This window comes from Curtobacterium sp. MCSS17_011 (assembly GCF_003224275.1).
In the GTDB taxonomy this organism is placed as follows: domain Bacteria; phylum Actinomycetota; class Actinomycetes; order Actinomycetales; family Microbacteriaceae; genus Curtobacterium.
This window is the reverse complement of record NZ_QKLE01000007.1, coordinates 80,517-93,432: the sequence shown is the minus strand read 5'-3', so window position 1 is coordinate 93,432 and position 12,916 is coordinate 80,517. Positions and strand designations below refer to the sequence as shown.

Annotated in this window: 12 protein-coding genes; 2 read left to right on the top strand and 10 right to left on the bottom strand. The window is 68.8% G+C overall.

The features are described from left to right. Window positions 1–25: 25 nt before the first annotated feature. The 5 genes from DEJ17_RS07390 to DEJ17_RS07370 form a co-directional block, all read right to left on the bottom strand. Window positions 26–949: an ABC transporter substrate-binding protein gene (locus DEJ17_RS07390; RefSeq protein ID WP_110892777.1), complete on the bottom strand. Its 924-nt coding sequence runs from the start codon at window positions 947–949 to the stop codon at window positions 26–28. Next, window positions 946–1,674 carry an ABC transporter permease gene (locus tag DEJ17_RS07385; protein ID WP_110892776.1) on the bottom strand — a complete coding sequence of 243 codons (729 nt, stop codon included), beginning with the start codon at window positions 1,672–1,674 and terminating at the stop codon, window positions 946–948. Before DEJ17_RS07385 ends, DEJ17_RS07390 begins: the two co-directional genes overlap by 4 nt. Beyond that, entirely contained in the window at window positions 1,671–2,387 is a 717-nt protein-coding gene (locus DEJ17_RS07380; protein ID WP_110892775.1) for an ABC transporter permease, read from the bottom strand. Before DEJ17_RS07380 ends, DEJ17_RS07385 begins: the two co-directional genes overlap by 4 nt. Continuing rightward, window positions 2,384–3,310 (bottom strand): ABC transporter ATP-binding protein, encoded by a 927-nt coding sequence (locus DEJ17_RS07375; protein ID WP_110892774.1) that lies wholly within the window; start codon window positions 3,308–3,310, stop codon window positions 2,384–2,386. Before DEJ17_RS07375 ends, DEJ17_RS07380 begins: the two co-directional genes overlap by 4 nt. A 228-nt stretch (window positions 3,311–3,538) precedes the next feature. Further along, entirely contained in the window at window positions 3,539–4,069 is a 531-nt protein-coding gene (locus DEJ17_RS07370; protein ID WP_375342561.1) for a TetR/AcrR family transcriptional regulator, read from the bottom strand. 256 nt (window positions 4,070–4,325) lie between these two features. Here DEJ17_RS07370 and DEJ17_RS07365 point away from each other — a divergent pair, with 256 nt between their 5' ends. Further along, window positions 4,326–5,390 (top strand): App1 family protein, encoded by a 1,065-nt coding sequence (locus DEJ17_RS07365; protein ID WP_110892773.1) that lies wholly within the window; start codon window positions 4,326–4,328, stop codon window positions 5,388–5,390. 78 nt (window positions 5,391–5,468) lie between these two features. Continuing rightward, window positions 5,469–7,385: a glycoside hydrolase family 15 protein gene (locus tag DEJ17_RS07360; RefSeq protein WP_110892817.1), complete on the top strand. Its 1,917-nt coding sequence runs from the start codon at window positions 5,469–5,471 to the stop codon at window positions 7,383–7,385. A gap of 210 nt (window positions 7,386–7,595) precedes the next feature. On the opposite strand, the gene DEJ17_RS07355 is transcribed toward DEJ17_RS07360, so the two are convergent. The 5 genes from DEJ17_RS07355 to DEJ17_RS07335 form a co-directional block, all read right to left on the bottom strand. Beyond that, window positions 7,596–8,969 carry a glucose-6-phosphate dehydrogenase gene (locus DEJ17_RS07355; protein WP_110892772.1) on the bottom strand — a complete coding sequence of 458 codons (1,374 nt, stop codon included), beginning with the start codon at window positions 8,967–8,969 and terminating at the stop codon, window positions 7,596–7,598. Between the two features lie 158 nt (window positions 8,970–9,127). Then, entirely contained in the window at window positions 9,128–9,544 is a 417-nt protein-coding gene (locus DEJ17_RS07350; RefSeq protein WP_110892771.1) for a cytochrome c oxidase subunit 4, read from the bottom strand. Window positions 9,545–9,548: 4 nt separating this feature from the next. Further along, on the bottom strand, window positions 9,549–11,285 hold the full coding sequence (ctaD, locus tag DEJ17_RS07345) for a cytochrome c oxidase subunit I (RefSeq protein ID WP_250893043.1): 1,737 nt from the start codon (window positions 11,283–11,285) through the stop codon (window positions 9,549–9,551). Window positions 11,286–11,296: 11 nt separating this feature from the next. Continuing rightward, a complete protein-coding gene (gene coxB / locus DEJ17_RS07340; RefSeq protein WP_110892770.1) occupies window positions 11,297–12,199 on the bottom strand; it encodes a cytochrome c oxidase subunit II in 903 nt (300 codons plus the stop codon). A 293-nt stretch (window positions 12,200–12,492) separates the two neighbouring features. After that, window positions 12,493–12,861: an iron-sulfur cluster assembly accessory protein gene (locus DEJ17_RS07335; protein WP_110892769.1), complete on the bottom strand. Its 369-nt coding sequence runs from the start codon at window positions 12,859–12,861 to the stop codon at window positions 12,493–12,495. Window positions 12,862–12,916 lie beyond the last annotated feature (55 nt).

Genomic DNA, 12,916 nt, shown 5'->3' with positions numbered 1-12,916 from the left:
GCGAGGTGCAGCGGTGGTGCTGTGGCTACAGCAGACCCTCGGCCTTGAGCCAGTCCTCGGCGATGGTGGACGCCTTCTCCTTGTCGGCCGTGCTCTTGGTGTTGAGCTCGATCAGGGCCTCGGTCGTGAGCTTCTCGTTGACCGAGTCGATCGCGTCCGCAGCCTTCTCGTCGACCTTCTTCGAGACGACCGGCACGACGTTCTGCGGCAGGATCAGGTTCTCCGGGTCCTCCAGCGTGACGAAGCCGTTCGCCTTGATGCTCGGGTCGGCCGTGTAGATGTCGGCCAGCTGGACGGTGCCGTCCTTGAGCGCCTTGACGGTCAGGGCACCGCCGCCGTCCTCGATCGCCTTGAAGTCGACGTCGACGCCGTAGACCGACTTGAGCCCCTTCGGGCCGTACGGCCGCGTCTGGTTCTCGGAGTTGGCTCCCACGGTGAGCTTCTCGTCGACGTTCTTCAGGTCGGCCAGGCTCGTGACGTCGTTGTCCTCGGAGAACTTCTTCGTGACGGTGTAGCTGTCCTGGTCGGTCGCGTCGGCCTCGTCGAGGACCCGGAGGCCCTTCGGCAGGGCCGTGTCGAGCCCGTCGTCGATCTGGTCGGCGGTCTTCGCGTCCGAGTCCTTGTCGAAGTACTGCAGCAGGTTGCCGCTGTACTCGGGCATGACGTCGATGGCGCCCTTCTCGAGCTGCGGGATGTAGACCTCACGCTGCCCGATGTTGAAGTTGCGCTTGACGTCGAAGCCGTCCTTCTCGAGGACCTGGGCGTAGAGCTCGGCGATGATCTCGTTCGAGTAGTACTGCTGCGAGCCGACGACGATGGTCTTCGAGTCGGACGATTCGCTGGAGCCGCTGTCGAGCGGGTCGCTCGACGCGCAGCCGGCGAGGGCGGCGACGACGCCCACCGCCATCGCGGCGGCGACGCCGGCGCGGATCTTGGGTGCTGTGATCACGAGGGATTTCCTTCCGGGAGTGGATTGCGGGCTCGCTCACGCGACCCCTGACGCTGTCGGGCCGACGGGTCGGCGGTGCCCTTCGGCACCGCCGCCCGCTGCAGCACGGCGAACACGATCTCGAACGCGATCGCGAGGGCGATCACGAGGATGGAGGCGCCGAGCATCTCGGCGTAGTCCTGGGTCTTCAGTCCGAGGAAGAAGTACCCGCCGAGGCCACCGGCCCCGACGTACGCGGCGAGCGTGGCCGTCGCGACGACCTGCAGCACCGCGGCGCGGATGCCACCGATCAGGAGCGGGAGCCCGAGCGGGATCTCGACCTTCCACAGGATCTGCCAGCCGGTCATGCCCTGGGCCTTCGCGGCGTCGACGACCACCGGGTCGACGGACTCGATGCCGGAGTACGCACCGGCGAGCACCGACGGGATCGCAAGGATGACGAGGGCGAGCAGGGGAGCCTGCAGCCCGATGCCGAGCATCAGCCCGAACAGCGAGAGCACACCGAGTGTCGGGAGTGCCCGCACCCCGCCGGACACCGCGATCGAGAAGCCGCGAGCACGGCGGGTGTGGCCGATCGCGTACCCGACCGGCACGGCGATGACCGCGGCGATGAGCACCGCGAGCAGGGTGATCCAGACGTGTTCCCAGAGGCGCTGGGGGATGCCGTTGTAGCCGCCGTAGTTCGTGGGGTCGAACACCCACGCGAAGGCCTGTCCGATGATCACGAGGAGACCTCCGCTGCTTGCAGGACTCGGCGGGCCTGTCGGCGGGACACCGAGTCCGTCCGTGTCCACGGCATGACCAGGCGCCCGAGCAGCACGAGGAGGCCGTCGAGGGCGAAGGCGAGCACGAGCACCATCACGATGCCGGAGAGGATCTCCTCGTAGATCCCGCGCCCCAGGCCGTCGGTGAACAGCAGGCCCAGGCTCGGGATCCCGAGGACCGCGCCGACCGTGGTCAGCGAGATCGTGGAGACCGAGACCACCCGGAGCCCGGCCAGCAGCACCGGACCGGCGAGCGGGAGCTCCACACGGAAGAACCGCTGCGCCGGCGAGTAGCCCATGGCGGTCGAGGCGGACTTGGTCTCGGAGTCGACCGAGGTCAGCCCGTCGACCGTGGACCGGACCATCAGTGCGAGGCCGTACAGCGTCAGACCGATGACGACGTTGATCGGGCTCTGCAGGCCGGTGCCGATGATGCTCGGCAGCGCGACGAACAGGGCGAGCGACGGGATGGCGTAGAGCAGACCGGCGAGGGTCACGATGCTGCTGCCCACACCCGATGCGAAGCGCGACCCACCGGGGCGCTGCAGCCGGACCACCAGCCACCCGATCGGGATCGACAGCAGGAACGCGACGATGATCGGCGGGATCGCGATCGCGAGGTGGGAGACCGTGTTCTCCCAGATCGTGTCGAGGTTCGCCAGCACCCACTTCACCGGGTGCCCCCACCCTGCGCCGGAGCACCCGGGGCGTCGTGCGACGCTCCGGCCTCTGCTGCTCGGGCGTCGGACTGCGGCACGGCCTCGGCGGCGTCGACGACCCCGACGGGACCCGTCAACACGCCAGCTGCGCGGCCTTCACCGTCGACGACGATCGGACCCGTCGGTGTCTGCTCGACACGGAGTGCGCGGCGCCCGCGGCCGGCGCCGATGAACGTGGCGACGAAGTCGTCGGCGGGCGCGGCGAGGATCTCGGCCGGCGTCCCCTGCTGGGCGATCTCGCCGCCCTTCTTGAGGATGACGACCTGGTCGCCGAGCTTGAACGCCTCGTCGATGTCGTGCGTCACGAACACGACAGTCTTGCCGAGTTCACGCTGCAGGCGGATGAGCTCGTCCTGCAGGTCGTTCCGCACCAGGGGGTCCACCGCACCGAACGGCTCGTCCATGAGCAGGATGTTCGGGTCGACGGCCAGCCCGCGGGCCACACCGACGCGCTGCTGCTGGCCGCCGGAGAGCTGTGACGGGTAGCGGTCGGCGAAGGCACGGTCGAGCCCGACCGTGTCCATGAGCTCGAGGGCGCGCTTGCGCGCGTCGGCCTTGGAGACGCCGGTCAGCAGCGGGACGGTCGCGATGTTGTCGACGACCTTGCGGTGCGGGAGCAGTCCGGAGTTCTGCATGACGTAGCCGATGTGGCGACGGAGCTCGACGGGGTTGATCCCGGCGACGTCCGAACCGTCGATCTCGACGGTTCCGGAGGAGGGGTCGACCATGCGGTTGATCATGCGGAGCAGCGTGGTCTTGCCACAGCCGCTGGATCCGACGAAGACGGTGGTGGTCCGGGACGGGATGACCAGATCGAAGTGCTCGACCGCAGTCGTGCCGTCCGGGTAGGTCTTGCGCACCGAGCGGAACTCGATCATGGGGTGCCCTTCTGTTCGGAGGTAGCCCGACTCCGGATGAGAGTACCCGGGGGTGCCGACATCGGTTCGGTCGCGACGCCGCGTGACGGGTCCGGGCGAACGGATGGTCCGGGACCCACCACCCGTACGGCGCGATCCGACGGGGGACGACGACGCCCGCGCCTCGGTGTTCGGAGGCGCGGGCGGATCGGATCGGTCACCGGCGTGTCGCGCCGGCTGAGTGGGTGGTCAGGACGCGGCGATCACCGATTCCAGGTGCGCACGGTTCATCCGGCGGTACTCCTCGATCAACTCCGTGTCGGGGTGCTCGCGGTCGCGGTGCGCACGCGCCAGCACCGCGTGACCGGACTCGGCGAGGACGACCCAGGCCCGGGCGATGCGCTCGTCGTCCGGCAGGCCGAAGCGGTCCCGCATGATCTGGCCGACGGTCGCCCCGAGCGCGCCCATCCGGTCCTCTGCATCGCCGGTGCCGGTGTCCGCCGGGTCGCCGAACCGGATGGCCCGGAAGCCGGGCTCGGTGCGGTACATCTCGGCGGTCATGTCGATGAGCGCGTCGTTGGCGTCCTGCCAGGTCTCGGCGCCGCTGGCGTCGAGCGCCTCGACGAAGCGGGAGGCGAGCCGCTGTGTGCAGCGGATCGCGAGTGCCTCGACGACGGCGATGCGGTCCGGGAAGTAGCGGTAGACGGTGCCGATGGACGCCCCCGCCCGCTCGGCGACCATGGCGGTCGTCAGCCGCTCGAACCCGATCTCGTCGATCACCGCGGCAGCGGCGTCGAGGAGGCCGGCGAGGCGCGCCGAACTGCGGGCTTGGACCGGCTCGTTCCTGAGCAGTGATGATCCCCCCGGCAGAGCGTTCGTTACCTCGGTGACGAGCACGTGTTCTCCTCTTGCGCTCCAGCGCGGTTCGTTGGTGTGACGGGGACAACTTTCGCAGACGGCGCCTGGAACGTGGCTGCGACTCACCAGTTCCGCTCGGCGCGCGGGTTTCGTCAGGTGCACATGGGATGATGACGACATGCCCGACCCGACGCCCCACGAGCCGTCGTTGGCCGAGCCGCTCCTGCACCGCGCGGCCCGCATCGAGGACGCCGTCCAGGAGTTCCGCGAGCACCGTGCACGCCGGCGCGGCCTGGTGCCCACGGTGGTCCCGTACACCGGCTACGGCGCGCCCGGCTGGGTGCGCATCCTCTGCCGTGTGCTGCTGACGCGCCGTGGCCTCGCCTCCGACGTCTCCTACGCGGGCGTCCGCGGCTGGAAGAGCTTCACGAGCGTCGCGGTCGACCACGCCGAGGTCACCGTCACCGCCGGCGGGGTCTCCCACGTGGTCCAGACCGACCGTGGCGGCGTCGTCGACACCATCGTCCCGATCGACCTCGAGCCCGGCTGGCGCACCGTGCGGCTGTCGGCGGGCGGCGGGCGCGACGTCGAGGCCGACGTGTTCGTCGTGCACCCCGACGCCCGGTTCGGGCTGCTGTCCGACATCGACGACACCGTGATGGTGACCTCGCTCCCCCGCCCGATGCTCGCCGCCTGGAACTCGTTCGTGCTGACGGAGCACGCTCGACGCCCCGTGCCCGGCATGTCCGTGCTGTACGAGCGGATCCTCGCGCAGCACCCCGGATCTCCGACGGTCTACCTGTCGACCGGAGCGTGGAACGTCGCACCGACGCTGCAGCGCTTCCTGACGCGCAACATGTACCCGTCCGGCACGCTGCTGCTCACCGACTGGGGTCCCACCCACGACCGGTTCTTCCGCAGCGGCCAGTTGCACAAGCAGGACAACCTGCGGAGACTCGCGAAGGACTTCCCGGACATCCGCTGGCTCCTGGTCGGCGACGACGGGCAGCACGACGAGAGCCTCTACGGCGACTTCTCGCGGGAGCACCCGGACAACGTCGCGGGCGTCGCCATCCGGCAGCTGTCCACGAGCGAAGCGGTCCTCGCCGGTGGTCGCTCGCGGGCCCAGGAACGTTCCCGTGACTCGTCGGCGCCCTGGGTGTACGCCCCCGACGGCGCCGGGCTGTGGAGCGAGCTCGCGCGGGTCGGGATCATCGAGTCCGACGCCTCCGATCCGGCCTGAGCGACCCTTCATCACGATCTCGGCCCGGAGTCCCTTCGTCCGACCGCAGTGCTCGGGCGTCGGGTGTTCGATCGGTCCATGAGCACCGAGCCGGCCGCACCACCCCCAGCCGCACCACACACACCGCCGAACCGCATCGAGGACCACGCCTTGATCGGCGACACCGGCACCGCTGCCCTGGTGGGCCGCGACGGGACCATCGACTGGGCGTGCCTGCCGCGCTTCGACAGCTCGTCCACCTTCGCCTCGCTGCTCGGCACCGAGGACCACGGGCACTGGACCCTGCGCCCCACCGACGGAGCGGCCACTGCGCGGTGGCGGTACCACGGCGACACCCTGGTGCTCTCGACCGTCTGGACCACCCGTGACGGCGTGGTCGAGGTCACGGAGTTCATGCCCGTCGGGGCGCACCGCCCGTCGATCGTGCGGCGGGTGCGTGGCCTCCGCGGCACCGTCGAGCTCCGGCAGACGCTCCGGATCCGGTTCGACTACTCGCGTGCCCTGCCGTGGATCCGGCAGATCGGGGACGACGACGAACCGGCGCTGCTCGCGACGGCCGGTCCGGGCTCGGTGATCGTCCGGGGTCCGCGGTTCCGCGCCGACGACCACCGGCACACCGCCGTCACGACGATCCACGACGGCGACGTGCTCGACACGGTGCTCACGTGGTACCCGTCGCACCGCGAACCGCCGGAGCCGCTCGACGTCGACGCCGCCCTCGCCCACACCCTGTCGTGGTGGACGGCATGGACCGCTCCCGCGCAGACGAGCGGACGGTACGCCGACGCGGCACGACGGTCGCTGGTGTTCCTCCGTGCGATGACCCACGGCGACACCGGCGGCGTCGTCGCCGCTGCGACCACGGGCTTGCCGGAAGACCCCGGCGGCGAACGCAACTGGGACTACCGCTACGTGTGGCTCCGCGATGCCTCCCTCGCGCTCGCCTCGCTCATCGCCCACGGCTACCGCGACGAGGCCACGCACTGGCGGGGCTGGCTGCTGCGCGCGATCGCGGGTGACCCGGCCGACGTGCAGATCATGTACGGCATCGCCGGCGAACGCGAGCTGCCCGAACGGGAGCTGCCCGAGTTGCCCGGGTACCTCGGGTCGACGCCCGTGCGCGTCGGCAACGGCGCCTCGACCCAGTACCAGGGAGACGTCTTCGGCGAGGTGCTCGCGGCGCTGCACGACGCCCGCGAGCTCGGCGTCGAGGAGAACGCCGATTCCTGGGCCCTGCAGCGGGCACTGCTCGGCTACGTCGAGGAGCACTGGCAGGAGCCGGACAACGGCATCTGGGAGATGCGCGGGCCCCGACGCCGCTTCACGCATTCACGGGCGATGATCTGGGCCGCGTTCGACCGCGGGGTCGCCGCCGTCGAGGAGTTCGGCCTCGAGGGCCCGGTGGACCGCTGGCGCACCCTGCGCGACACCGTCCGCACCGAGATCGAGGAGCACGGCTGGAACGCCGCGCGCGGGTCCTTCCGCCAGCACTACGACACCGACGAGGTCGACGCGAGCTTGCTCGTCCTGCCGCAGGTCGGGTTCTGCCGCGCCGACGACCCCCGGATGACGGGCACCGTGCGCGCCATCGAGGAGGACCTGCGCGTCGGGGACGACGGGCTCGTGCTCCGCTACCGCACGACGGCCGGCTTCGACGGGCTGTCCGGCGCCGAGCACCCGTTCCTGGCGTGCTCGTTCTGGTTGGTGGAGCAGTACGCCGCCTCGGGCCGGGTCGAGGACGCGGAACGCCTGATGGACGTGCTCGTCGGGTACGCCAACGACGTCGGCATGCTCTCCGAGGAGATCGACGTCGCCACCGGGCACCACATCGGCAACACCCCGCAGGTGCTGTCGCACCTGACGCTCGTGTCGGCAGCGGACGCCATCGAGCGCGCACGTGGCGCGACCGTCGGGCACCGCACGCGGTTGCCCGTCCACGACGGCGGCACGCGGTCGTGGACCGGCGAGGGTGAGCGCGCCGGCTCCCCCGCCTGACGTCCCGCTCGACGCCCTGAAGACGCCGTCGTCTTCGCGCGACGCCTCGAAGCCGCCGAGACGCCGCAGGATCCGGCGGCGTCACGATGACACGACGGCGTCTTGCGATGCCCTGATGACGACTCCACGACGGACGGGAGGCCCGGTGCCACCTGGCACCGGGCCTCCCGTCCGTCCGCGCGTCCGTTCAGGACGTCGGAAGCGCGTCCGTCAGGACGACGACTCCCAGTCCGCCGGGCCGCGCGAACCGGCGCGGTACTCCTCGAGCGGGACCTCGTCGGCCTTCCAGGCGGCGACGACCGGCTCCACGATCTCCCAGCAGCGCTCGGCCACGTCACCGCGGATGGAGAGCAGCGGGTCGTCGTGGAAGATGCCGTTCAGGACCTCGCCGTACGGGGTGAGCTCGCCGTCGCTGAACGACGACGACAGGGTGACCTGCCCCATCTCGAACGGGTTGCCACCGCCGTTGGCCGACACCGACAGCTCGATCTCGTCCGGGTTCAGGACGATGCGCAGCGTGTCGGTCTTCGGGCGACCGCTCAGGCCGGAGGGCAGGCGCGTCACGGGCTTGAAGGTGATCAGGACCTCTTTCCGGCTGGCGCCGAGGGCCTTGCCGGACCGCAGGGTGAAGGGGACGCCGGCCCAGCGGGCGGTGTCGACCTCGACCGAGATCTCGGCCAGGGTCTCCGTCTTGCGCGACGGGTCGACACCGTCCTCGTCCTGGTACGACGGCAGTTCCTTGCCGTCGATCGTGCCGGCCGTGTAGACCGCCCGACGCGAGGCGATGGTCGCGTCGTCGCCCTTGAGGCGGGTGGAGCGCAGGACCCGTGCGAGCGACGAGCGGAACTCGACCGCGTCGATCGCCGACGGGGCGTCCATCGTGACCAGGCCGAGGATCTGCAGCAGGTGCGACTGGATCATGTCGACCATCGCGCCGGCCTCGTCGTAGTACTGAGCGCGGTTCTCGAGACCGAGGGTCTCGTCGTAGAAGATGTCGACCTTCTCGATGTTCTCGGCGTTCCAGATGGGTTCGAACAGGCGGTTCGCGAAGCGCAGACCGATGATGTTCAGCACCGTGGTGCGGCCGAGGAAGTGGTCGGTGCGGTGCACGCGGTCCTCGGGGACGAGCTTGAGCACCGTCTCGTTGAGGGCCTGGGCGCTGGCGACGTCGGTGCCGAACGGCTTCTCGAACGCCAGGGTGGTGCCCTCGGGCAGCTCGACCTGCTGGAGCGCCTCGCAGATGTCGGAGGCGATCTGCGGCGGCAGCGCGAAGTACAGGATCGGCTCGGAGTCGGCCGCGGACAGCAGCGCCTCGAGGTGCTTCGGGTCGGTGGGGTCGCCCTGGATGAACTGCGTCGACTCGATGGTCGCGTCGACCTCCGGCCCCTTGACGTCCTGCGACGCGAAGGACTGCGTGACGATGTCCTTCCACTTCTCGGGGCTGCGCTCGCTGCGGCCCGTGCCGATCAGCTGCACGGGGACGGCACGGCCGCTCTGCAGGAACGTGCCGAGGCCCGGCAGGAGCAGGCGGGAGGCGAGGTCGCCCGTTGCGCCGAAGATGATGAGGGTGCGCTTGTCGGTCACCTGAGGTGACTCCTTTCGCTGTGGTGGGAGGTCCGCTCCAGTCAAGTCGCGGGCGGGCCCGTTTGTTCCGGATCGGGACCGGAGTTCGTCTCCTGGACGCACTTCGGGCGGCACCGTTCTGGTGCCGCCCGAACTGTCAGGTGCGCTGCAGCGCCGGGTCAGTGCCCGAAGTTGCCGCGGTAGTACTCGTAGACCCAACCGACCAGGGTGATCGCCACGAGGACGAGCCCGATCGGGACGATCCACAGGCCGGCGGCCACGCCGAGGAAGCACACGGCGACCGCGGCGGCCAGCAGGATGGGCCACCAGGACCACGGGCTGAAGTGCCCGAGCTCGGCGTCGCCGTCCTCGATGTTGGCATCCGGGCGGTCCTCGGGCAGGACGCCGCCCTGGGACGACATGACCTTGCCGAGGTAGAAGGCGATGAACGCGGACATCAGGCCGGTCAGGCCGATGGCGACGGTCCCCACCCACTCGGGCTCGCCGTAGTAGATCAGCGCCCAGATGGTGTACGCGGCGTCCGCCAGGACGAAGAATCCGAAGAGGATCCAGAACAGGTTGGTGTTGGCGCGCATGGCCTTACTTCACCTCGCCCTTCGCGGCGTCGTAGGTCGGAGCATCGGGAGCGTCCTTCGCGGGACCGACACCGATCGGCACACCGGCCTCGGGGTGGTTCAGGTCGAAGGCCGGGGACTCCGAGCGGATGCGCGGGATCGACGTGAAGTTGTGGCGCGGCGGCGGGCAGGAGGTCGCCCACTCGAGCGAGCGGCCGTAGCCCCACGGGTCGTTCACGGCGACCTTCGGTGCGTTCCGGGCGGTCACGTAGACGTTGAAGATGAACGGCAGGAACGAGATCGCGAGGATCATCGAGCCGATCGTCGACAGCTGGTTCATCCAGGTGAAACCGTCGTTCGGCAGGTAGGTCGCGTACCGACGCGGCATGCCGATGACGCCCAGCCAGTGCTGGATGAGGAAGGTGGTGTGGAACCCGATGAACAGGAGCCAGAAGTGGATCTTGCCCAGACGCTCGTTGAGCATCTTGCCGGTCCACTTCGGCCACCAGAAGTAGAAGCCGGAGAACATCGCGAACACGACGGTGCCGAACACCACGTAGTGGAAGTGCGCCACGACGAAGTAGGAGTCGGACACGTGGAAGTCGAGCGGCGGCGACGCCAGGATCACGCCGGTGAGACCACCGAAGGTGAACGTGATGAGGAAGCCGAGGGCCCAGAGCAGCGGGGTTTCGAACGTGACCGAACCGCGCCACATCGTGCCGACCCAGTTGAAGATCTTCACGCCCGTCGGGACCGCGATGAGCATCGTCATCAGCGAGAACCACGGGAGCAGGACGCCACCGGTGACGTACATGTGGTGCGCCCACACCGTGATCGACAGGGCCGCGATGGAGATCGTCGCGTAGACCAGGGTCTTGTACCCGAAGATCGGCTTGCGGCTGAACACCGGGAAGACCTCGGAGACGATGCCGAAGAACGGCAGCGCGATGATGTAGACCTCGGGGTGCCCGAAGAACCAGAACAGGTGCTGCCAGAGCAGGGCTCCGCCGTTGGCCGGGTTGAAGATCTGCGCGTCGAACACGCGGTCGAGCCCGAGGCCGAAGAGCGCCGTCGCGAGGACCGGGAAGGCCATCAGGACGAGGAGCGCCGTCACGAGGGTGTTCCACGTGAAGATCGACATGCGGAACATGGTCAGACCCGGGGCACGCATCGTGATGATCGTGGTGATGAAGTTCACTGCGCCGAGGATCGTCGAGAAGCCGGTCATGCCCAGGCCGAACACCCAGAGCGTCCCGCCGAGCCCTGGTGTGAACGTCGTGTCACTGAGTGGCGCGTAGGCGAACCAGCCGAACGAGGCCGCACCCTGCGGGGTGAGGAAACCGCCGACCGCGATGAGCGAACCGAACAGGTAGAGCCAGAAGGCGAAGCCGTTGAGTCGCGGGAAGGCGACGTCGGGGGCACCGATCTGGAGCGGCATGATCGCGTTGGCGAAGCCGGAGAACAGCGGCGTCGCGAACATCAGCAGCATGATCGTGCCGTGCATCGTGAACAGCTGGTTGTACTGCTCCTTCGTCGCGACCACGTGCAGGCCGGGTTCGAAGAGCTGGGCACGGATCACGAGCGCCATCACACCTGCGAGCAGGAAGAAGATGAACGACGCGATCAGGTACATGTACCCGATGGTCTTGTGGTCGGTGGAGGTGATCCACCGGACGACGATGTTGCCCTTCCGACCCACCTTCGACGCCTGGAAGTCCGGCGACGAGGTCTGGGTCGGTTGGCCGACGAGTGACGTTGTCATCTGACGAGCCCCTACTTGTTCTCGCTGGACGCCTCGACCGGCGCCTTGTTGTTCGGTTCGTTGGAGTTGGTGTTGTACTCGTCACCGAGCAGGCCGACCTTGCCCTGGTCCTTCAGGGTGTCGAGGTAGTCCTGGTACTGAGCAGGCGTGACGACCTTCACCTGGAAGAGCATCAGCGAGTGGTACTCGCCGCAGAGCTCCGCGCACTTGCCCTGGTACGTGCCGAGCTTCTCCGGGATGAAGTACTCCCAGTTGGTCTTGCCCGGGAGCATGTCCTTCTTGTAGAGGAAGTCGATGACCCAGAAGGAGTGGTCGACGTCGCGCGAGGAGAGTTCGATCGCGACCTTCTTGCCCTGCGGCAGGTAGAGGGTCGGCAGCTGCGACTCGTCGATCGCCCCGTTGGCGTTCTCTTCTTCCTGGGCCTGGATGCCCTGGTAGTAGACGCTCTCTTCGGGGTTGTCCTTGTTGATGTAGTTGAAGTCCCACGCCCAACGCTTGCCGTACACGTGCACGGTGGCGTCAGGGTCGGCGAAGGGCTTCTCGATCGCGGCCTGGTCCTTCGCGGTGAAGGCGAAGAAGCCGAGCACCAGGATCAGCGGCACGATCGTGTAGAAGATCTCGAGCGGCATGTTGTACCGCATCTGCACGGGCAGGCCGGTCTGGCCCTTCCGGCGCCGGTAGACGATCGCTGCCCAGATGACCAGGCCCCAGACGATGAGACCGACGGCGAGGAGCACGACCCAGCTGGTGGTCCACAGGCCGACGATGCGGCTCGTGTGGTTCGTGACGTCCTTCGTCTCCTCCGTGCCGGGGAGCCATCCGTTCATCTGCTGCTGCGTGCAGCCAGCCAGTGCGATGACCAGACCGACGGCCACCGGGACGGCCGCCCAACGTATACGGCGATTCGAACGCACTGTTACCTCTCGCAAAAGACGTGAGCTTCAGAAGGTCAGCCCGTCGAGTCCGACGGCGAGCCGCACGAAGGCGGCGCATGGCTGGCTCCCAGCTTGATTGGAACACTCCTAGCTTACTCGCAGCTCACCACCGCTCGCGCACACACGACACGGTTCTGGCCTCGATCCGCACGTCGCCGGGACCGATTCCGCCCGATCACTCCGCGCTCCTGCGGGCCACCTCCGGCACCACGAACGCGAGCGGGGAGCGACCGTTCCGGTCGCTCCCCGCTCGCGTGTCGGATCGCCGGCGATCAGTGGAAGCTGTCGCCACAGGCGCAGCTGCCCTCGGCGTTCGGGTTGTCGATCGTGAAGCCCTGCTTCTGGATCGTGTCCTCGAAGTCGATCGTGGCACCGTCGAGGTACGGGACGCTCATCTTGTCGACGACGACCTCGACCCCGTCGAACTCGGCGGTGACGTCACCGTCGAGCAGGCGCTCGTCGAAGTAGAGCTGGTAGATCAGGCCCGAGCAGCCACCGGGTTGGACGGCGAGGCGCAGGCGCAGGTCGTCGCGGCCTTCCTGCTCGAGCAGGCTCGCCACCTTGCCGGCAGCGGCGTCGCTCAGGAGGACGCCGTGCGACGGGGTCCCCGTCGCCGGTGCTTCGGTGATGGTGTCGCTCATCGCGCGTCTCCCTCCGGGCGGTGCTGGTCACCGCGCCTGGCGTCGATTGTAAGCA

Bases quoted from the DNA above. Each gene is read 5' to 3' on its own strand.
- DEJ17_RS07375 (WP_110892774.1), bottom strand. From the start codon at position 3,310: ATGATCGAGTTCCGCTCGGTGCGCAAGACCTACCCGGACGGCACGACT.
- DEJ17_RS07365 (WP_110892773.1), top strand. From the start codon at position 4,326: ATGCCCGACCCGACGCCCCACGAGCCGTCGTTGGCCGAGCCGCTCCTG.
- DEJ17_RS07360 (WP_110892817.1), top strand. From the start codon at position 5,469: ATGAGCACCGAGCCGGCCGCACCACCCCCAGCCGCACCACACACACCG.
- DEJ17_RS07350 (WP_110892771.1), bottom strand. From the start codon at position 9,544: ATGCGCGCCAACACCAACCTGTTCTGGATCCTCTTCGGATTCTTCGTC.
- ctaD (WP_250893043.1), bottom strand. From the start codon at position 11,285: ATGACAACGTCACTCGTCGGCCAACCGACCCAGACCTCGTCGCCGGAC.
- DEJ17_RS07335 (WP_110892769.1), bottom strand. From the start codon at position 12,861: ATGAGCGACACCATCACCGAAGCACCGGCGACGGGGACCCCGTCGCAC.